This window comes from Paenibacillus vini (assembly GCF_018403325.1).
In the GTDB taxonomy this organism is placed as follows: Bacteria; Bacillota; Bacilli; order Paenibacillales; family Paenibacillaceae; genus Fontibacillus; species Fontibacillus vini.
On record NZ_BOSL01000008.1, the window covers coordinates 1 to 18,988 of the forward strand.

Sequence of the window (18,988 nt, forward strand, 5' to 3'; positions counted from 1 at the left end):
AAGTGAAAGTGACAAAAACACTGAGCCTGAACAATTTTATTGTCAGGCTAGCGTCTTTAGGCGCAGTTTGGCAACAGGGGGTTATACCCCAAGAGCAAACCACCCGTTGGACGGGTGGTTATGATTTGAAATATTATGATTGCTTCATCAATGCGTCAGTGCCTTAGTCTTCGCTTTATCGGACAGCATCATTTGAGCGGCGGCACGTCCGCTGGAGAAGGCTCGTTCAGCGAGCTCGCCTTTGCCTTCGCAGCCGTCCCCGCAGAAGAGGAACGGAACGCCCGGCAGTTTGCTTGGAAGCAGCTTGTTGGTGTGGATGTTCTTGACACTCGACACCATGGCTTTCTTGGAAACGCGTTTTACAGCCGTATGTTCCCGCCAATCCGGATAATAAGTATCGAATAGTGCTTCCATTTGCTGAGTTTTACTCTCCAGATATTCTTTCTTCTGATCCTCATCCTGGAAATCGTCGTTCAAATAGGCGATGCCTTGCAGAAGCTGTCCGCCGACCGGAACGACCGTATAGTCGGTAGCCGACACGTCGCTGATAAATACTTTGTTGTCCATATCGCTGATATAGTGGAATGGACGGGCTACTACTTTGGAGAAGCCTACGTCATAGACGAGGACCTCCGTGCATGAATTGTCCTTAAACGGTTCAAGAGCCCCGGCCCAAGGGGAGGATTCCAGCAATTTGTATACCTGTTGGACAGGCATTGCAAATATAACCTGATCATACTCCAGGGCTTCCCGGGTTTTGGTCTTCAAAATAAACTTCCCATTCTCCATTACAATCGATTCAACCGGTTCTTTAACCGCAATATCCCATTTCTCATTGTCATTGATCTTTTGAACCAGCTGTTCCGTAATCGTCGCCCAGCTGCCGAGAATATAGTTGACCGGTTTGCTGGAGAGAAACAGATTGTGGTAGTAATCGGCGATCACTTCACCTGACACCTTGCGAGCGTCATCCGGCGTAATAAAGAAGTTCGAGCTCACCAGATGCTCCCATAATTCCTTGACATCGGAGGAGGCATTGGATTTATCCAAATATTCTCCGAGTGTCCGGTAGTGCTTCAGTTGGTGAATGTTTCCGATTACTGCGGCAATTTCCGCTACGAATCTTACTTTTTCCATCGTGGTCAGCACATCGGTCTTCATAATATTCACGAAATCTAGAGGAGCGGGTGTCAAATTACCATGCTTGGCATATACGACCTTCCGTTTATCCACTTGCTTACTCTGGAATTTAAGCTCAAGCTCTTCCTCCATATGCTGCAAGGTATGTCTGTCGATGCCGTAAACCGCATGTGCCCCATAATTGAGCGTAAAACCGGATTTCTCATAAGTAAATGCGCGTCCGCCCAGCTGCGGACTGCGTTCAAACACCGTACCTTCGGTGTCCGGGCTGTCGGAAAGATATGCGGCAGCCGTCAAGCCGGCCAAACCGCCGCCAATGATTGCGATTTTCATGGGAGAACCTCCTAAAAGGAAAATCCTTATTCTTTATCAGTATATGCTATTCATGTAAGCGCGTCCATAGAAATGGTCACTAAATATTCAAAATTGCAACCGCCTTCATAGCCGGAATGCGATTTCTTCCTTGACAGCCTGGTCAAATTGATAAGTGTTTGCACCAATATAGGCATTAGCACATAGGATATAGCGTTGAGAAGAGAGGAAAGGGGGGAAACGGAATTTGGCTGTTATTAGAACTAATTCCGAGGATGTCAAACTTCTTGCACGGCTCATGCGGGCGGAAGCCGAGGGAGAAGGCGAGCAAGGCATGCTGATGGTCGGCAACGTCGGAGTCAACCGGATTCTCGGTGGTTGTCTTGATTTCAAGAACGTACGAAACATGAACGACATGGTGTTCCAATCGCCGGGCGGCTTTGAAGCTACGCAGAAGGGTTATTTTTATCAAAAGGCCCGGGACCGCGATATTCGACTGGCCCAGCGCGTAATCAACGGCGAAAAAATATGGCCTGCATCCAATGCTCTATGGTTCTTCAGACCGGCTGGGGATTGCCCTGACACCTGGTATGACCAGACCAACACCGGACGATGGAAGGCGCATTGCTTCTTTGCCCCGAGTGGGGAAGATTGCCCGGCCGTATATTGAGGAAACAGCGACGCTCCGCCCTTCAGGATATTCAAAGAACATAAGTAAGATCATTTTGAGGAGGAATTATTTCCATGTTTAATCAACCTTATCGGCCGGTCACATACACTATCGGAGGAGGAACTCCATCCGGGACTTATCCTTCAGGGACTTATCCATCGGGAACTGGAACCACGGGCGGCCAACCCCCTCAAGTTCCGAGCGGCAGTCCGATGACACCATCCGGAACCGTGGTGCCGGTACAATTCCCGACGAATGAGCAGTCGTTTATCGAGAACATACTTCGTTTGAACCTGGGCAAAGTTGGCACTTTCTACATGACATATGAGAACAATTCTGAGTGGAACGCTAAAATCTTCAAGGGCGTACTCGAAGCGGCCGGCCGTGACCACATCATTATCAGCGACCCTAATACGGGCGTGCGCACCATTCTGCTGATGGTCAACTTGGATTTTGCTACGTTCGATCAGCCGCTGGTGTATCAATACCCGGGCACGATCGGGAACCCGCCGACAACCCGGAGATAATTGTAATATGAAGGGGCCTCCTTACTGGAGGCCCTATTTCGCGTCAAATCAAAAAAAGTGCGTAACCCAGCCTGTTTCCTTGGCATATGCCGGGGTTTGACTGTGTAGTGTATAATTATATAATTAATAGTAATACACTCACCAAAGATGTTTCATTTGTTGAGGTTGTTTAGAGGCTTAATTATTGATCTGACAAGGAGATGAATCCATTGGGAAGTTGACGATATATTACGAAATCAGACATCAATATCATTTCAAACCGCGAAGGAGGTGCACCTATTCACCGCACTGATTGCGGCGAATAGGAAACGTATTGACTGACCCTTTACCGAGTCTTTTTTCTATAGGACTGATGCTGTTACTGGTCCTGCTGAACGGATTTTTCGTATCTGCTGAATTTGCAATCGTAAAAATCAGAAGCGGCCGAATCGATGCCTTAGTCGAAGAAGGACGAAAAAACGCTGTTATCGTGAAGAGCTTGCTGAATCACCTTGACGGTTACTTATCCGCTTGTCAGGTTGGAATCACTCTTTGTTCCCTTGGCCTGGGATGGCTTGGCGAACCGGTCGTAGCCCGGCTCCTGAATCCGTTGTTCGAGTTTGCGGGTTTTGGCGATAAACCGGTGCATATTGTATCGCTGTTTGTTTCCTTCTTGCTGATTGCCGTATTGCATATCGTTCTCGGCGAACTCGCGCCCAAAACGATTGCCGTACGCAAAGCGGAGCAAATTACTCTCTTGTCGGCAAGACCGATGAGGATGTTCTATAAGCTGATGTTCCCCTTCATATGGACGCTAAATCGACTGTCGTCCGGACTGCTGAGATTGTTCGGCATTGCTCCGGTGTCCGAGCAGGATTCCCTGCATACCGAGGAAGAAATCCGTGTAATGATGAAGGAGAGCACAGAAAGCGGCCTTATCGATAGTACGGAAATGTCGCTCGTTGACAATATTTTCGAATTCGCCGACACGACCGCGAGGGAGATTATGATCCCACGGACGGAAATGATCTGCCTTTATACTCAGAATTCATTGGACGAAAACCTGACGATCGCTTTGGAAGGCACCCGGACGAGGTATCCCGTTTGCAACAACGATAAGGACCATATTATTGGATTCATTCATATTAAAGATTTAATCCGTTCGAATACCTCGGATTACCTCGATCTATTGCGTCCCATCATGGCGGTGCCCGAATCGATCCAGATCAGCGATTTGATGAAGCGGATGCAGCGTGGGAAAACCCAAATCGCCATCTTGATCGATGAATACGGAGGCACTTCCGGCATGGTCACCCTGGAAGATATCGTCGAAGAGATCGTTGGCGAAATCCAGGATGAATTCGATGAGGAGCGACCGGGTATCGAGCAAGTGGATGAAAATGCCTATTCCATCGACGGGCTGATGCTGATCGAATCCGTCAACGACCGGTTCGGTTTTGAACTGGATTCCGACGATTACGACACGATCGGCGGTTGGCTGTATTCCCGAATTGAAATTCTTCCGCCGCAAGTCGGGCAAACCGTGGAATACGATGGCTATTTATATATTGTGGAAGAGACGGACAACAAGAGAATTTCACGCGTCAAGCTGCTGAAACAGCAGTTTATTCCGATCGAGGAAGCCGGCGCATAAACATAAAAGAACATGCAAGGCGGGCAGTCCTTTGAAGGACTGCCCGCCTTTTTGCAAACAATGTTTACTTATTGGTTCAACCCGTTAGCGATCGCAAGAATTTCTTCCTTGTCCACATTGCCGATCACATTAAAATATACATTTCCGAGCATCATATTGATTTCGCTCATAGTTCCGCTGCTGATATACGCTATATTTCCATTATCCAATTCAACCTCTTCGGTATTTTCTTTACTCATCGTTGAAAGGATTTCATTATTCATCAACAGATCAAACGTTAATCTGAGTATATTGCCATCTTCCGTTCGGTAGAGCAGGTGAGCGCTCTTTCCGAAGGTATTCGGGTCCTCCGGTGTTCCGGACGGAATGACGACCTCGAGCGTTTCTAAAGTGAATCTTTCCGGAATGTTCGTAATTCGGGGAAGAGAGAAGGCGAGTGTATCGCGGGCTTCCTCCATGTCCATTTTTACCGTTTCATAAGTCCCCGCATCGACAAGGTGTACCTCTTTGTTCATTTCTCTGAGCTCATCCTCAGTGAAATCTTCAGGCGGGGGAGGCGTTTTGGCCATTGATGGATCCGCTTGCGGCTGTCCATTGCCGAATACCATTTGCGACATCCCGCTGCCCAGATTTTTGAGCTCCTGAAAAATAGGGGAGATGGCCTTCGTTACTAAAGGAGGACTGAACAGTGCGGCCCCCAAAAGCATGGATGCAGCTACAATGCCGAACAACTGAGCTTTACGGCGTCTATTAAAACGAGTCCGTTTCCGGTTAAGCTTCTTCTGAACTTGTTCCCAGGATTTGCGGCGATCGGATTCGGAATAAGAGGGAAGCGACTCAATGGCGTTATCAAATGCATCATTAAATAGGGCTTCAAACTCATCGGGATACTTTTGATGTTCCATCTTCTCGTTTTTGATAGTCGCCACCCCACTCTCTGTATAGCATTTTCTTGATCCCTTCCCGGGTACGGAATAGACGCTGTCTGACGATATTCTCGCAAAGATCCAGCTGCTCTGCAATCTCCTTATAACTTAAGCCTTGCTTCCAACGCAATTCCATCAATTGGCGGTATTCCGGCTTTAACTTACTCAGATGAGAGAGGATAGCTTCCTCCATCATCTTGATTTCAACCGTCTGCTCCACGGATGGGACCATAGGACCAATAGGCTCTATATCCATATAAACACGTTCCACGTCCAAGTGGTTACGAAATTTTTTATTTTTTCTAAAATAATTAATCGTCGTGTTGCGTGCTACGGTTTTCATCCATGATTTCATTCCGCTGACACTTTCAAATTCAGGTTTTTTCGTGACAACTTTAATAAATGCCTCTTGAATTATATCCTCGGCAGCCTGATGATCCTTTACCAGGTAAAAAATCGCCCCATAAACGAGATCGTAAAATGCATAGTAGACATCTTCCTGAATGGTCTCAGACAGGTGATGATAGTCGGCTCCGAGCAGCCATTCTAACCGTTCCGGCATGGTTCTCCCCTCTCTAGCCGTTAAGGCGCATCGATCTAAAAAACCAATATCTTAGATTTTACTATAAGCCGAGCACGAAAGGAATGATTTTCCATGATAACGAGAAATAAGGGCGTCCCCCCGGAGGAGGACACCCTTGATATTTAACGTTCAATTATTAGTGCAGGAATAGAGCTTAAAGATGATCAGTCGTCTTCAACCGTCAAGGAATCGTAATCGGTAGGGTTACGTTTAGCGGCCATGGCGGGGGAATCGGAATTCCCGTACTTCTCCAAAGTATGCCAGGCTTCCGCATCATCGAAATTCCCGGCATCCCGCTGCCTGTTTTCCCCGGCTCCTTTAGGGGGCGGAGTGATGACATCCTCTTCTACAGGCCGATAGTCGGATACGTTCCGTTCCGGAGTATGCTCTACACAATAAGCGGTATAGGGTACCGCCTCCAGACGCTCGTAAGGAATGTCCCTGCCGCATACGGCGCATTGTCCGTAGCTGGAATCCTCGATCCGGTCCAATGCCGAATTTATTTCCTCAAGCCGTCTTTCCAAATTATCATCAACAGCCATATCGCGGCTTCGCTCAAATGTTTCCGTACCGACATCGGCAGGATGGTTGTCGTAAGCAGACAATTCTCCCGTCGAAACCCGCAGCGACTCTTCCTGACCTTGGGCATTGCCGTCCGCACTAAAATGTCTCTCGAGATCGCTCTTCTCATGTTGAAGAGATTCCTTTAATTTCGTCAGCTGTTCGTTTGTCAGATGGCTCATGAACTTTCCCTCCTTCTGAAAATAGGCCAAGTTCCTTAAATCGCCTATGTATGCTTTACCCCGGAATGAAGTGGGGTGACGCAATGTCGACTTTATCTTACAATGGAGTTAATACTTAAAACTGTAATTACTTCAAGTAAGGATGCTTGAATGAAAGACGCGTTTTGCATCATGAGAGGAGTTTTAATGAAGAGGTTGATGTGGTTCGGTTGCTGGGCCTATTTATTGATCGGACTGGCGCATGTGGTCGTAGGATCGATTATGCCCAATCTGCTTGAGCATTACGGCAAGGATTACAGCGCAGGAGGGACCCTGATTTTTGCGCAGTTTGCCGGCTTTTTGATCGGAGTGCTACTGTCTCCCTTGCTTATTGGAAAATTCGGCAAGCGAAACGGGCTGCTGATTGCCACAGGCATGTTATTGGTTGCCGAACTGGTATACACTCTGCTCCCGCCATGGGAATGGATGTACGCGGTAGGCGCGGTAGCCGGCTTCGGCTTCGGAATGATTGAGGCTGTCATCGGAACGCTTATTCTGGTAGCCGTTACGGAAGGAACGGCAGTGGCAATGAGTCGGCTTGAGGTTTTTTTCGGGGTTGGAGCGCTTATGATGCCGCTTGTAGCCGGGTGGCTCATCCGGGCGGAAATGTGGCGGTATTCCTTTCTGTTGGTCAGCACGCTCGCTTTCGTGATGCTGCTGGCGTGGGGGAAAGGAAATTTCAAAGAATTGAACGCCGTATTAAATGCCAGGGAAGAGAGACGCAAAGAAAAAGGAAGCCTGCTTCGCCAGTATAAAGGCAGCCGAGGGTTGATGCTCCTAGTTTTCATCCTGTTCTTCTTCCTCTATGTGGGGACAGAGATGAGCTTCGTCAATTTCCTTCCATCGATGCTGATTGAGAAGGTAGGGACGGATAAAGCAACGGCCGCGCTCAGCGTCACTTTGTTCTGGATCGCCATGACGGTGGGCAGACTGTTCGCGGGAATTATCGCGGAAAAAATATCCTACAGCAGATATGTCATTAGCGGGAGTTTGATCAGTTTCTTCCTGATTTCGTGCTTTGCGCTCGTTGGCGGATTAACCGGCCTCATTGCTTTGATTCTGCTGCTTGGATTGTTTATGTCCGGATTGTTCTCCATCGCTTTGGTGTTCGCCAACAAGATGCTGCCGGGTTCGGAGGAAGCGACACCGAGTCTACTGATCGCATCCGGCGGCATAGGGGGCGCGGTACTCCCGCTGTTGATGGGGAAGAGCATGGACCTGGGAGGAGCCGGCGCTTCGTCTTGGCTTCTCGCGGGGTTTATTGGGGCGCTGGTGATTTTCAGCACGGCTGCTGTACTGATCAAGCGGGTAAATTCGAATCCGCTGGGATTGCCGGAGAAGGAATAAAGGCAGGGATGAAATGAAATGAAGGGGGAGAAGCAGGAATGTGGCTGTATATCGTTATTGTGGCGCTTGTGGCTATTGCCGCGGCAGGTACGCTAATTATCGGAAATTCCAAGGAGAATCGAACTGGCAATCCCGACTATGACAAGCGGACGAAAAAGAATCTGATTAAACTGACGCTCATTTATGGCGGTTCTATTTTAATTATAGCTTTGCTCCTGGTTGGCTTATTGGATTTATCTTCATAAGCACAACTAAATGCTTCATCTGAACAAAAGAGCACCTCGCCAATTTCCGGCGGGGTGCTCTTATTTGTTAATAAACGATTAGTCAAAGCTTATTAAAACGCCCAGTTTCCTTTTTTGAAAATTTGCTCTTCCTTGCCGTCGCCCGTTACCCCGAAAATGTCCATTTCCGCGGAACCGACCATAAAGTCCTCGTGCGCAAAGCTGGCATTCAATCCATGCTTGTTCAATTCTTCGCGAGTCATGGACTTGCCGCCTTCCAGGTTAAAGGCGTAAGCATTGCCGATCGCCAGATGGTTGGATGCATTCTCATCGAACAAAGTATTGTAGAACAAGATGCCGGATTGCGAAATCGGCGATCCGTGCGGTACGAGGGCAACCTCGCCCAAATAATGCGAGCCTTCGTCCAGCTCAACGAGCTGTTTAAGGGTGGATTCTCCCACTTCTGCAGAGAAGTCAATGATACGGCCGTTTTCAAACGTAAGCTTGAACTTATCGATGATGTTTCCGTTATAGCTAAGCGGCTTCGTGCTGGATACGGTACCGTTGACACCGGTTTTTAGCGGAGCCGTAAACACTTCTTCGGTCGGGAGGTTCGCCAGGAACGTGTTGCCTTGGGCATTGATGCTCTCAGCGGCGACCCAGATATGCCCTTCAGGCAGTTCGATCGTCAAATCGGTTCCTGGTGCAAGATAATGAAGCTTCTTATACTTTTTGGAATTCAGGTATTCGGATTTCTCATTCAGATTTGCAATATGATCGCGCCATGCGCCGATCGGATCAGGCTGATCGATGCGTACGGTACGGAAAATCGCTTCCCACAGAGCATTCACCTGTTCGGCTTCCGGAAGATCCGGGAACACTTTGGCCGCCCAAGTTTTTGACGGAACGGCGACGATAGACCAGCTGAACTTATCCGACATTTGGAGCTCGCGATATTTGCTCATAGCTTTGCCGTATGTTTTCTGATGATTGGTGATCCGCTGCGGATCAATACCGGTCAGCAAGTCGGGGTCCGAGGAAATGACGTGAAGAACAGCCGCGCCGCCTTCTACATATTCGAGCATCTCTCCGGCGTACCATTTTGGATCATCCAGGAAGGATTCATCCGCCGCATGCTCATAACGCAACCGGGTGACGGTGTCATCGCTCCAGTTGACTTTTACAAATCTTGCTCCGGCTTCATAGGCTTGCTTAACGATCAAACGTACAAGTTCCACCGAATCTACTGTAGCGACTACGATCAGGTTTTGACCGGGCTGAACATTGGCGCCTACTTTAACGGCCAACTCAGCATATTTCTGTAGCTTTTCTTGAAAATCAGACATTGTCATACCTCCGTAATCTAAAAAATGGTTATTGATATATCATACTACGATTTTTTTAGACTATCCAATTAACCGATGGTTATTTTTCCTTCCGGATACTTGAACAGCTCTTTTTCCGATTTCGGTGCCAGGGCATACGCCAATGTAACCGGGCCGACCCGGCCCAGGAACATGACCAGGCAAAGCACGCCTTTGCTCGTGTCCGTCAGCCGCGGAGTCAGGTCAAGACTGAACCCTGCCGTTGCAAACGCCGAAGTGGTTTCGAAGAGCAGGGGGAGGAATTCTCTGTCCTCAATGGCAGACAGCACCATGGCCACGAAAATGACGAGAAACAAGGCGAGCCAGGTTTGTGTGATCGCACGCATAATCGCTCCCTTGGAAAGACGTCTGCGGAACAAGACGATATCTTCCCGGCCGCGGAGCATGGAATACATCGCACCGAGAAGTACGGCGAATACCGTTACTTTGATTCCCCCGCCAGTAGAGCCGGGAGCCGCTCCAATGAACATGAGCAGGATGAACATAAACTGGGTGGAATGCTGCATATCCGCCATACTAAGTGTACTCACGCCGCCTGATCTGGAACTGATCGAATGGAAGAAGGAGGTCATGATTTGATTCCCCCAGCCTAACGGCTTCAGCGTAGCTGGATTTCCCATTTCCAGGACGAACATCATCAGGGCCCCGCCAACGATCAGGAACGCGGACATGGTAAGGACGACTTTAGAATGAAGGGAGAGCTTCCGGGTACGGGAATAGTGCAGCAGATCTGATATCACGATAAACCCGATGCCGCCCAGAACGATCAGAATCATTAAGACGACGTTGACGAAAGGGTCGTTGGAATACTCGGAGAGCCCGCTGAATTCACCGTGAAGGGGTCCGAATAAATCAAAGCCCGCGTTATTAAAGATCGATATACTGTGGAAAATGCCGTAATACAACGCCTTGTGCCAAGGCATGTCCAGCATCCATCTGGCGGCCAGCAGGAGTGCGCCCGTTCCTTCGATCACAACGGCGTATGTAATGACCCGGCGGATCAGGGTAACTAGCCCTTCCATGGAGTTATAGTTCATCGCCTCCTGGAGCACCAGCTTCTCCCGCAGTGAAATTCGGCGGTTGAACGCCAGCGCGATCAGTGTGCCGAAGGTCATGAAGCCGAGCCCTCCGAGCTGGGTCAATGTCAGAATTACGATTTCACCGAAGAGGGAAAAATGGGTGCCCGTATCAACGACGGCAAGCCCGGTCACACAGGTAGCCGATGTTGCCATGAAGAAGGCGTCGATCAATTTCATCGGGCGCCCGTCGGCTGACGCCGGGCCAAGGGACAACAGAAATGTACCCAGAATAATGATGATGCCGAAGCCAAATGATAGTGTTTTTGCCGGAGTAAGCGGATTGGATTTCCTCTTCTTGCTGGTTTTACTGCGATGCTTTGACAATGATTATTCACCTCATACATGATCTTGCTATTGACGTAAAACATGGTACGATATTTCAATAAAGGTTGGCTACATCTTTCCTCAATAACAACCATTATAGTAGAAACCTTAAATTAGATCGACATTTAAAGAGAAATTACAGGAAAAGGAGTTATGGCTGATATGAAGTTGAACATTTTGCAAGCGGACATGCATAAAGATGATGAGGGAGCTTTTTTGGGTAAAACAATATTTGAAGTGGAGGGACATAAAGCCGCCTATGAAATCACGTTTTTCAGCAAAAAAGGCAAGGAATGGGACTACAGCCTGAATTATGCCCGGGAATCCGGGATTGAGGCGGAATTTATGGCTGTCGACGAATGGATCGAGCAGGACGATGACGAATTTGACGAACTGTTGGACGCTGCCCGGAACACGCTCGCAGAGTAAGGCAGACCTATATTTAAATAAAGGGGGGATCGCTATTGATGGAAAAACCATTCTACAGAAGATGCCTTGGAGCCATTATGGTCCTGACCATCATCTATTTGGTTCACAAGGTTCATTTTATTTTTAACCCGATCTCCACGCTCGTCCAGATTTTGATTGTGCCTTTGACGATTTCGGGCTTCTTATATTATTTGCTGAGGCCGATCGTCCAGTTTCTTGAAAGTAAAAAAATGAACCGGATCCTATCTATCTTGTTTATTTATTTGCTGTTTGCCGGAGTTGTCACTATATTTCTGATGGTCGTGTGGCCTCCGCTGCAGAAGCAGATCACGGAATTCATTAACAACGTGCCGCAGCTGATCGACGGTTTGCAAAGTCAGATGAACGAAATTCGAAACAATCGTTATTTTTCAATGTTTGACAATAAAGATACGCAGCTGATGGATAAAATTACGGAATACGTGAACGCGGGAATTGAAAGTGCTACCGGTTACATCTCGCATGTGTTCAACTTCCTGAATGATTTCTTCATCGTCGTCGGTACGGTTCCGATCATGTTGTACTATATGTTGAAGGAAGATCATCGGGTAACTCCGTCTCTGGTACGCATGGTACCGAAGAACTTCCGCCGTGAAGGGGAAATTACGATCCATGATATCGACACGATGCTGAAGGGCTTCATCGCCGGAAGAATGATCAGCGCCGTGGTGCTGGCCGTAATGAGTTTCCTCGGTTTTTGGCTGATCGGTCTGCCGTATCCTTTGCTATTGGCGATTGTCGGAGCATTGTTCAACTTTATCCCGTATTTCGGATCTCTGCTCGGAGCCATTCCTTGCGTAATCGTCGCGTTTACGGTATCTCCGTCCATGGTCCTGTGGGTCATCATTATCGTGTTTATCGCACAGCAGATTGAAGGAAACCTGATCTCTCCTTATATTTACGGAAAGACGATCAACATTCACCCGTTGACCACGATTGTTCTGCTCTTGATCGCCGGTGATTTCGGCGGAATTTTAGGCATGATCTTAGCGATTCCCGTATATATGATGCTTAAAATTATAGTGGTAAAGATATATCAGATTTATTTGTCCCAGAAGACCGAGGATTTAAACATATAATCCAAAATATTTCCATTTCTGATGGAATGGTGACGAATATCATATCACCAATTCCACTCCTTGAGTGATGATTAACCTAATAAATTGGTTAGTAAAAATTCTCGGGGGATGATAAGAAATGGCAGTAACCGCCAAAAACGGGAAGTATTTTTACGCATGGAGCAAAATACTTCCTGATGGATCCTTTTACCTGCCGGATCAAGCCCTGCAGGAGTATCACATCCAAACGAATTCGAACGTCATTCTCATGTCAGGGCGCAATACCGCGAAGGGATTCAGCGTCGTTTGCAAGGAACTGATCGACAATTCTCCTTTGGCGAAGGTGTTCGCAAGCTTGCCTCAGCTGCAAAGCTTCTCGATCCCAGCAGGGGAAACGCTTACCTTCAAAGAGCGGGTGTTCTGCTGGACCTATCTGGCCAGTGATCATTACATCCGTTTGCCTTTGCAGACATGGGAGCAATTCGGGGTACGTCCCGGGGAACAGCTTCTAAGCTTAAGAGCCACACATTTGGCTTTTAACAATCTGGCTGACGGGCCCTACATTGAACTGGCAAAGCAAGTAAAAGGAATGCCGACCTACGAGTAAGTGATAGATGGGATGAGGCTAAACCCATTGAAATAACTTAAAGGCTGCTTGCGATATGATCGCGGGGGCCTTTTTTATTTCTTTCTTGTACTTAGGTCGTTTCAATATGGTTTAGGGTAATAATAAATAATTCCCATGAAACCTGCGTACAATGAACGCGAATCAAGAAGGGAGCGAGTTCATGAAAGCGATAACCTATCAAGGCAAGAAGAGCATTCGCGTGAAAGAAGTGGAGGATGCCAGGCTTCAAAAGAAAGACGATATTGTTGTTCGAGTCTCCTCGACCGCCATTTGCGGTTCTGACCTGCATATTTATAACGGGGAAATTCTCGGCATGTACGATGATTACGTAATCGGCCATGAGCCGATGGGAATTGTAGAGGACGTAGGTCCTGAAGTGACACGAGTGAAGAAAGGAGATCGGGTCATTATTCCTTTCAACGTTGCTTGCGGGGAATGTTTTTTCTGCAAAAACCAACTTGAAAGTCAATGCGACAATGCGAATGAGAACCGGGATACCGGTGGATATTTCGGGTATTCGTCCCGTTATGGGGATTATGCCGGCGGCCAGGCGGAATTGATGCGCGTACCTTTTGGGAACTTTGTTCCTTTCGTCATTCCCGAGAATGCCGAAATGGAAGACGAGAAGCTGCTGTTCCTGTCCGACATCGTTCCAACGGCTTATTGGAGCGTAATCAACGGCGGTGTAAATGCCGGGGATACCGTCATCATTCTCGGCTGCGGCCCCGTCGGACTGCTTACGCAAAAATTCGCCTGGCAAAAAGGGGCGAAACGTGTAATCGCCGTCGATCATCTGGATTATCGCCTAGAACACGCCAAGCGGACCAACGGAGTGGAGATTTTCAATTTCGAGAAGGTCGATCATCTGGAAGAGCATTTAAAAGAGATCACGCGGGGCGGGGCAGATGTGGTCATTGACTGTGTGGGCCTCGACGCCAAGAAATCGGTGGCTGAAAAGGTCGAGACCGCGCTCATGCTTCAAGGCGGTTCGCTCAGCGCATTCAATCTGGCAACCAAGGTGGTCCGCAAAGGGGGGACCATTCAGGTGACGGGCGTATACGGCTTGAAATACAACCTGTTTCCTTTCGGCGATCTGTTCGAACGGAATATCAACATTAGAACCGGACAAGCGCCGGTGATTCATTTGATTCCCGAGCTGTATGAACAAATCCGGTCCGGCCGGTTTGATCCGACCGATATCATAACGCACCGTTTGCCGCTGGATCAGGGGGAACATGGTTATAAAATATTCAATGACAAGGAAGAAAACTGTATCAAGGTTGTTTTAAAGCCTTAGCTTAACCATCGAATATAGAACAACGGGCGGCCCATTAGGGACAGCCCGTTGTTTGCTTTAATCATTTAGGCATTAATGTGATATTTTTCGATGATTCTGTCATATGCTTCTCTAGGTCTTAATCCTACCAGCTTCTCTACGGGCTCACCGTGATGGAACATAATGACGGTCGGCAGAGACATGATCCCATAAGTCGAAGCCAGTTCCGGCGATTCATCGCAGTTTACTTTGACCAGGTTGAGGGCTCCCTTATAATCTTCATGCAGTTGATCCAAAAGCGGGCCGAGCACTTTGCAAGGCGGGCACCAAGGGGCATCGAAATCTACCAACGTAATACCTTGAGGCAGCAGCTCTTGACCGAACTCGGCAGGTGTGGACACTCTTTTAACGCTCATGATTCATTTCCTCCTTCAATTTCGGATTTTCCTCCAAAAGATAGGTAATCCGTTCTTCCAGGTTTGACTTTATCGACGACAACAGAGCAATTTGTTCTTCAATTTCTTTGAGTTTGGTGCGGTAGACGGGCATGATTTGTTCGCAAAACGCTTCCTTGCTGGCCATGACACAGTTCAGGAAGCCTGAAATCTGTTCGGTCGTCAACCCGAGCTGCAGATAAAACTGTATGGTCTTGACCGTATCGACCGATAATCCGCTATAGTCCCGGTATCCGTTATCCATTCGCCGTGAAGCAATCAAACCTTGCTGTTCATAGTATCGCAGCGAGCGGATGCTGGCTCCGGTTGCCTTGGATAATTCGCCGATTTTCATAAATGGGCTTCACCTGCCTTCAGTTACTGATTCTGTATTGTAATGCCATTATAAACCCTGACATTAGTGTGAGGGTCAATCCCATTTTTCTCCTGCTGCCGAACCGTGTATAATAAAGTGAAGTGAGCTCAGGTAATCAGTCAATCCATCCTGAAAACGGTAAGGAGGGAGTATCGGCTTGTTCGATCCAACGGTATTTGATAATTTAAAAGTCGTTCTTGAAGGCGCTGTCTATGATTCGGACCTGCATGGGCAGCTTCAGATCATTGGACGAAGCGACCGGGTCGAGTTGTCGGCCATGTCCCGTTATTACGCCATTCAGTTCTGTTTGCCGGGGAAACCGGAGACTTGGGCGGAACTCCGGCTATGGGCGGACACGGAAGATTTGGCCGGAGAAATTATGGAGCTGGATTCAGTGACGCTCGGCTGCCAGATGCAACCTGTCTTTTACAAGCACCTGAAGGATCCGGACAGCGAGTGTCCCGCCATCGAAAGGCTCACCACCGAGATATGGGGAAGCCATGTTCACCAGATCCAAAAGATCACTTCCGTTTACGGCGACAGCAACGCACCCCCGCTGAACGAAATAACGGTACAATTTCATAGAAGATTCGGGGAAGAGGTCATTCCCGATCTGCCTCAAATGTTAGAACATATGCTTTACATGCTGGAGCGGTTATAAGCACAATTATTTTACATAAATTAATATGATTAATTATTATTGGAGGCGGAACTGAATGAATGCTCATGAAATCGATTATCGGATTATCGGCGAGGAAATGCAGTGCGTGGAGGTCGCGCTTGATCAAGGGGAGAGCGTCGTAGCGGAAGCCGGGAGCTTCATGATGATGGATCCGGATATCCGGATGGAGACGATCTTTGGCGACGGAAGCAATCAAGGCGGCGGCTTAATGGGCAAATTGATGGGGGCCGGCAAACGCCTGATTACAGGTGAAGGGCTGTTTATGACGGTATTCACGAATGCCGGATATGGGCGGCAAAGCGTGACGTTCGCTTCTCCTTATCCCGGGAAAATCGTTCCGCTGGACCTGCAAATGCTCGGCGGTAAAATTATTTGCCAGAAGGACTCCTTCCTTTGCGCAGCCAAAGGCGTGTCGGTCGGTATCGAGTTCCAGCGCCGGCTTGGAACCGGATTTTTTGGCGGGGAAGGATTCATTATGCAAAAAATTGAGGGCGACGGTCTTGCATTCGTGCATTCCGGCGGTCTGGTCATCGAACGCGATCTTGCGCCGGGCGAAGTGCTTCGCCTGGATACCGGCTGTCTAGTGGCTATGACCGCTTCGGTCGATTACAACATCGAAATGGTCAAAGGCGTGAAATCCGCATTGTTCGGAGGAGAAGGCCTGTTCTTCGCAACGCTGCGCGGACCCGGCAAGGTATGGGTACAATCGCTTCCGTTCAGCCGTTTGGCTGACCGTGTTCTTTCCGCAGCGCGTGTCGGAGGCAAAGACGAAGGCAGCCTGCTTGGAGGCCTCGGTAATTTGTTCGAACGTTAAGAGACGTTCGGCAGCGATGCTGTGGCAATTGACGTTGACATTTCCCCCTTTGTGTAACTATTATTGTTACAGTGAGATAAGGGAGGGATAGCCATGACGATCAGTTCGCGTTTTTCCGTTGCCATTCATGTCTTGTCCCTGCTTGAACTGAACAAGGATGGCGTCAATACCTCAGAGTATATCGCTGACAGCGTAAATACAAACCCGGTGGTCATCCGCCGGATTATGGGCATGCTGAATAAGGCGGGGATGGTGAAGGTCCGCTCCGGTGTTGCCGGAACGAAGCTGCTCCGGCCGGTATCGGAAATTACTCTGCTGGATATATATCGCGCAGTTCAAGTTGTGGAAGAGGACGCGTTATTTTCTATTCATGATAAGCCAAATCCGAAATGTCCGGTCGGCCGTAATATTCAATCCTCGATCGAACCGATTTTCTCTTCGGCCCAGGCGGCATTGGAATTAACTTTAGAGCGGGTAACGCTTCAGGATATCGTAAATTCGATTCAGGAGACGGAAACCAAATGTGAATAATCAAAATGATTGATTTAAAATGCCCCTTTTAGGGGCATTTTTTTATATAGGCGGAAGCTGCTCATGGTTGACAGGATTCTTAACTGTAACTATACTAGTTACATCGACGTGCTGTAACCACTTAAGTTACACAAACGCGATTCAAAATAAAATATTCTGTTTGATTATAATTTTATGAAACTAAGGAGGATGAGGTCGTGCCCACATCTATTCATCCGGAAACTGTAATTGGCGCCGTGCGCTTGAAAATTACGAATATGGAGATTTCGCTCCGCTTCTATGAGGAAGTCATCGGCTTCCGTCTATTGAAGAAGGACGGCGCTGTCGCCGAGCTTACCGCTGATGGACATACTCCGTTACTTATCCTGGAGGAAAACAATCAATTCCGCCGGATGCCGGAGCGCTCCGTGTCGGGCCTATACCATTTTGCCATTCTGGTTCCCGATCGTATTAGTCTTGGAGCTGCACTGCGCAATATGGCCTACCACAAGATCCCGCTGGGTCAAGGCGATCATTTGGTCAGCGAAGCTCTCTACTTGAACGATCCCGACGGCAACGGCATCGAGGTGTATGCGGACCGTCCACGGGATACTTGGCAAAAAAATGAGCAAGGCGAAATTTTGATGACCACCGATCCGGTAGATATCGACGGGCTGTTGGCCGTTTCTGAAGGTGCGGAGTGGAACGGATTGCCGCCGGAAACCAAAATCGGACATGTGCATTTTCATGTCGGGGATTTGCAAGCCGCTAAGCATTTTTATTGCGATGTGCTCGGTTTCGACGTGATCGCCCGATACGGCAGCGCCGCGCTGTTCATATCCGCAGGAGGCTATCACCATCATATCGGCTTGAACCTGTGGGCCGGCGCCGGTGCTCCTCCTACCCCTGAAGATGCCGTCGGTCTGCGTTATTTTACGATAAATGTACCTGACCGGGACGCCTTGCTTGAGATTGAGCAGCGGCTCACCGCTGAAGGGACGGCATTTGAGCGTCAAGCCGACGGGAATGACATCTCATTGAGTGATCCCTTCGGAATCGGGATGAAAATTACAGTAACTAAGAATGAGAAGGGAGAATAAATCATGGCAAATATCGCAGTCATTGGAGCAACAGGTAAAGCAGGAAGCAGAATAGTGGAGGAAGCATTACAACGGGGTCATGAAGTGACCGCCATTGTGCGGAATGCCTCCAAACTGGATAACAAGCATGTTTCCGTCGTGGAAAAGGATATTTTCGATTTGAAGGCAGAGGACTTGCAGCAGTTTGATGTAGTAGTGAACGCGTTTGCCGCTCCTTTCGGCCAGGAGCAGCTGCATGTCGATGCCGGCAATGTCCTCATTGAAGCCTTGAAGGGGGCGAAGGCTACCCGATTGATCGTAGTTGGCGGTGCGGGAAGTTTGTATGTGGACGAGGCAAAGACGGTTCGGGTCATGGATACGCCGGATTTCCCCGCCCTATTTCTGCCGACGGCTTCAAATCAAGGCAAGAATCTGGACATACTGCTTGGAACCGAAGGAGTAAACTGGACGTTCCTGAGCCCTTCGGCAAACTTCGCGCTTGGTAAACGTACGGGATCCTATCAGACCGGAACAGACCAATTGCTGATCAATTCCAAAGGGGAGAGCTATGTCAGTTACGAGGACTTTGCAGTAGCTGTTGTAGACGAAATCGAGCATCCCCGTCATCTCAATCAGCGCTTTACCGTCGTGTCCGAATCGTAAGTTACTAGAAAACCCTTTCACTGCTTCGGCCTTTCGCCTATAATATAGAGTACTATTTCAGTACGAAA

General features: G+C 48.5%; 22 protein-coding genes. 14 read left to right on the forward strand and 8 right to left on the reverse strand.

Going from position 1 to position 18,988, the window contains the following annotated elements:
* Positions 1-147 precede the first annotated feature (147 nt).
* Positions 148-1,473 (reverse strand): phytoene desaturase family protein, encoded by a 1,326-nt coding sequence (locus tag KJS57_RS13310; RefSeq protein ID WP_213655175.1) that lies wholly within the window; start codon positions 1,471-1,473, stop codon positions 148-150.
* A gap of 226 nt (positions 1,474-1,699) precedes the next feature.
* Here KJS57_RS13310 and KJS57_RS13315 point away from each other — a divergent pair, with 226 nt between their 5' ends.
* From KJS57_RS13315 to KJS57_RS13325, 3 genes are all read left to right on the forward strand, one after another.
* Entirely contained in the window at positions 1,700-2,122 is a 423-nt protein-coding gene (locus KJS57_RS13315; protein ID WP_211020576.1) for a cell wall hydrolase, read from the forward strand.
* A 74-nt stretch (positions 2,123-2,196) separates the two neighbouring features.
* Positions 2,197-2,649 (forward strand): spore coat protein GerQ, encoded by a 453-nt coding sequence (gene gerQ / locus KJS57_RS13320; RefSeq protein ID WP_211020575.1) that lies wholly within the window; start codon positions 2,197-2,199, stop codon positions 2,647-2,649.
* Positions 2,650-3,001: 352 nt separating this feature from the next.
* On the forward strand, positions 3,002-4,282 hold the full coding sequence (locus KJS57_RS13325) for a hemolysin family protein (protein WP_213655176.1): 1,281 nt from the start codon (positions 3,002-3,004) through the stop codon (positions 4,280-4,282).
* Positions 4,283-4,350: 68 nt separating this feature from the next.
* Here the strand turns inward: KJS57_RS13325 and KJS57_RS13330 are convergent, their stop codons facing one another.
* From KJS57_RS13330 to KJS57_RS13340, 3 genes are all read right to left on the reverse strand, one after another.
* Positions 4,351-5,211 carry a DUF4367 domain-containing protein gene (locus KJS57_RS13330; protein WP_213655177.1) on the reverse strand — a complete coding sequence of 287 codons (861 nt, stop codon included), beginning with the start codon at positions 5,209-5,211 and terminating at the stop codon, positions 4,351-4,353.
* Positions 5,162-5,770 (reverse strand): RNA polymerase sigma factor, encoded by a 609-nt coding sequence (locus KJS57_RS13335; protein WP_213655178.1) that lies wholly within the window; start codon positions 5,768-5,770, stop codon positions 5,162-5,164. The genes KJS57_RS13330 and KJS57_RS13335 overlap by 50 nt, the downstream gene beginning before the upstream one ends.
* A 185-nt stretch (positions 5,771-5,955) precedes the next feature.
* Complete coding sequence (locus KJS57_RS13340; RefSeq protein WP_213655179.1) at positions 5,956-6,534, reverse strand: TraR/DksA C4-type zinc finger protein; 579 nt, start codon at positions 6,532-6,534, stop codon at positions 5,956-5,958.
* A gap of 186 nt (positions 6,535-6,720) precedes the next feature.
* Between KJS57_RS13340 and KJS57_RS13345 the strand changes: the two genes are divergently transcribed.
* Positions 6,721-7,920 carry an MFS transporter gene (locus KJS57_RS13345; protein WP_213655180.1) on the forward strand — a complete coding sequence of 400 codons (1,200 nt, stop codon included), beginning with the start codon at positions 6,721-6,723 and terminating at the stop codon, positions 7,918-7,920.
* Between the two features lie 38 nt (positions 7,921-7,958).
* Positions 7,959-8,165: a hypothetical protein gene (locus tag KJS57_RS13350; protein WP_211020569.1), complete on the forward strand. Its 207-nt coding sequence runs from the start codon at positions 7,959-7,961 to the stop codon at positions 8,163-8,165.
* Between the two features lie 92 nt (positions 8,166-8,257).
* Here KJS57_RS13350 and KJS57_RS13355 read toward each other — a convergent pair whose 3' ends face one another.
* Both KJS57_RS13355 and KJS57_RS13360 read right to left on the reverse strand, forming a co-directional pair.
* The gene (locus tag KJS57_RS13355) at positions 8,258-9,490 is read right to left on the reverse strand and encodes an aminopeptidase (protein WP_213655181.1); all 1,233 of its coding nucleotides are present in this window, start codon (positions 9,488-9,490) and stop codon (positions 8,258-8,260) included.
* A gap of 68 nt (positions 9,491-9,558) precedes the next feature.
* Complete coding sequence (locus KJS57_RS13360) at positions 9,559-10,932, reverse strand: TrkH family potassium uptake protein (RefSeq protein WP_213655182.1); 1,374 nt, start codon at positions 10,930-10,932, stop codon at positions 9,559-9,561.
* Positions 10,933-11,094: 162 nt separating this feature from the next.
* Between KJS57_RS13360 and KJS57_RS13365 the strand changes: the two genes are divergently transcribed.
* The 4 genes from KJS57_RS13365 (at position 11,095) to KJS57_RS13380 (ending at position 14,383) form a co-directional block, all read left to right on the forward strand.
* Positions 11,095-11,361 carry a hypothetical protein gene (locus KJS57_RS13365; RefSeq protein ID WP_213655183.1) on the forward strand — a complete coding sequence of 89 codons (267 nt, stop codon included), beginning with the start codon at positions 11,095-11,097 and terminating at the stop codon, positions 11,359-11,361.
* 38 nt (positions 11,362-11,399) lie between these two features.
* Positions 11,400-12,479: an AI-2E family transporter gene (locus tag KJS57_RS13370; protein ID WP_244861543.1), complete on the forward strand. Its 1,080-nt coding sequence runs from the start codon at positions 11,400-11,402 to the stop codon at positions 12,477-12,479.
* Positions 12,480-12,597: 118 nt separating this feature from the next.
* The gene (locus tag KJS57_RS13375; protein WP_211020564.1) at positions 12,598-13,065 is read left to right on the forward strand and encodes a hypothetical protein; all 468 of its coding nucleotides are present in this window, start codon (positions 12,598-12,600) and stop codon (positions 13,063-13,065) included.
* A gap of 181 nt (positions 13,066-13,246) precedes the next feature.
* Complete coding sequence (locus KJS57_RS13380) at positions 13,247-14,383, forward strand: zinc-dependent alcohol dehydrogenase (protein WP_213655185.1); 1,137 nt, start codon at positions 13,247-13,249, stop codon at positions 14,381-14,383.
* 65 nt (positions 14,384-14,448) lie between these two features.
* Here KJS57_RS13380 and KJS57_RS13385 read toward each other — a convergent pair whose 3' ends face one another.
* Together KJS57_RS13385 and KJS57_RS13390 are read right to left on the reverse strand one after the other, a co-directional pair.
* Entirely contained in the window at positions 14,449-14,778 is a 330-nt protein-coding gene (locus KJS57_RS13385) for a thioredoxin family protein (protein ID WP_211020563.1), read from the reverse strand.
* Positions 14,768-15,151 (reverse strand): MerR family transcriptional regulator, encoded by a 384-nt coding sequence (locus KJS57_RS13390; protein ID WP_211020562.1) that lies wholly within the window; start codon positions 15,149-15,151, stop codon positions 14,768-14,770. The genes KJS57_RS13385 and KJS57_RS13390 overlap by 11 nt, the downstream gene beginning before the upstream one ends.
* A gap of 178 nt (positions 15,152-15,329) precedes the next feature.
* Between KJS57_RS13390 and KJS57_RS13395 the strand changes: the two genes are divergently transcribed.
* The 5 genes from KJS57_RS13395 (at position 15,330) to KJS57_RS13415 (ending at position 18,920) form a co-directional block, all read left to right on the forward strand.
* The gene (locus tag KJS57_RS13395; RefSeq protein WP_211020561.1) at positions 15,330-15,833 is read left to right on the forward strand and encodes a hypothetical protein; all 504 of its coding nucleotides are present in this window, start codon (positions 15,330-15,332) and stop codon (positions 15,831-15,833) included.
* Positions 15,834-15,888: 55 nt separating this feature from the next.
* The gene (locus KJS57_RS13400) at positions 15,889-16,668 is read left to right on the forward strand and encodes a TIGR00266 family protein (RefSeq protein WP_211020560.1); all 780 of its coding nucleotides are present in this window, start codon (positions 15,889-15,891) and stop codon (positions 16,666-16,668) included.
* Positions 16,669-16,761: 93 nt separating this feature from the next.
* On the forward strand, positions 16,762-17,199 hold the full coding sequence (locus KJS57_RS13405) for an Rrf2 family transcriptional regulator (protein ID WP_213655186.1): 438 nt from the start codon (positions 16,762-16,764) through the stop codon (positions 17,197-17,199).
* Positions 17,200-17,396: 197 nt separating this feature from the next.
* Positions 17,397-18,278 carry a VOC family protein gene (locus KJS57_RS13410; protein ID WP_213655187.1) on the forward strand — a complete coding sequence of 294 codons (882 nt, stop codon included), beginning with the start codon at positions 17,397-17,399 and terminating at the stop codon, positions 18,276-18,278.
* Between the two features lie 3 nt (positions 18,279-18,281).
* The gene (locus tag KJS57_RS13415; RefSeq protein WP_213655188.1) at positions 18,282-18,920 is read left to right on the forward strand and encodes an NAD(P)-dependent oxidoreductase; all 639 of its coding nucleotides are present in this window, start codon (positions 18,282-18,284) and stop codon (positions 18,918-18,920) included.
* Positions 18,921-18,988: the final 68 nt, after the last annotated feature.

Bases quoted from the DNA above. Each gene is read 5' to 3' on its own strand.
- KJS57_RS13335 (WP_213655178.1), bottom strand. From the start codon at position 5,770: ATGCCGGAACGGTTAGAATGGCTGCTCGGAGCCGACTATCATCACCTG.
- KJS57_RS13405 (WP_213655186.1), top strand. From the start codon at position 16,762: ATGACGATCAGTTCGCGTTTTTCCGTTGCCATTCATGTCTTGTCCCTG.
- KJS57_RS13310 (WP_213655175.1), bottom strand. From the start codon at position 1,473: ATGAAAATCGCAATCATTGGCGGCGGTTTGGCCGGCTTGACGGCTGCC.
- KJS57_RS13345 (WP_213655180.1), top strand. From the start codon at position 6,721: ATGAAGAGGTTGATGTGGTTCGGTTGCTGGGCCTATTTATTGATCGGA.
- KJS57_RS13350 (WP_211020569.1), top strand. From the start codon at position 7,959: ATGTGGCTGTATATCGTTATTGTGGCGCTTGTGGCTATTGCCGCGGCA.
- KJS57_RS13375 (WP_211020564.1), top strand. From the start codon at position 12,598: ATGGCAGTAACCGCCAAAAACGGGAAGTATTTTTACGCATGGAGCAAA.
- KJS57_RS13385 (WP_211020563.1), bottom strand. From the start codon at position 14,778: ATGAGCGTTAAAAGAGTGTCCACACCTGCCGAGTTCGGTCAAGAGCTG.
- KJS57_RS13365 (WP_213655183.1), top strand. From the start codon at position 11,095: ATGAAGTTGAACATTTTGCAAGCGGACATGCATAAAGATGATGAGGGA.
- KJS57_RS13325 (WP_213655176.1), top strand. From the start codon at position 3,002: ATGCTGTTACTGGTCCTGCTGAACGGATTTTTCGTATCTGCTGAATTT.
- KJS57_RS13370 (WP_244861543.1), top strand. From the start codon at position 11,400: ATGGAAAAACCATTCTACAGAAGATGCCTTGGAGCCATTATGGTCCTG.
- KJS57_RS13415 (WP_213655188.1), top strand. From the start codon at position 18,282: ATGGCAAATATCGCAGTCATTGGAGCAACAGGTAAAGCAGGAAGCAGA.
- KJS57_RS13340 (WP_213655179.1), bottom strand. From the start codon at position 6,534: ATGAGCCATCTGACAAACGAACAGCTGACGAAATTAAAGGAATCTCTT.
- gerQ (WP_211020575.1), top strand. From the start codon at position 2,197: ATGTTTAATCAACCTTATCGGCCGGTCACATACACTATCGGAGGAGGA.
- KJS57_RS13355 (WP_213655181.1), bottom strand. From the start codon at position 9,490: ATGTCTGATTTTCAAGAAAAGCTACAGAAATATGCTGAGTTGGCCGTT.
- KJS57_RS13390 (WP_211020562.1), bottom strand. From the start codon at position 15,151: ATGAAAATCGGCGAATTATCCAAGGCAACCGGAGCCAGCATCCGCTCG.
- KJS57_RS13400 (WP_211020560.1), top strand. From the start codon at position 15,889: ATGAATGCTCATGAAATCGATTATCGGATTATCGGCGAGGAAATGCAG.
- KJS57_RS13380 (WP_213655185.1), top strand. From the start codon at position 13,247: ATGAAAGCGATAACCTATCAAGGCAAGAAGAGCATTCGCGTGAAAGAA.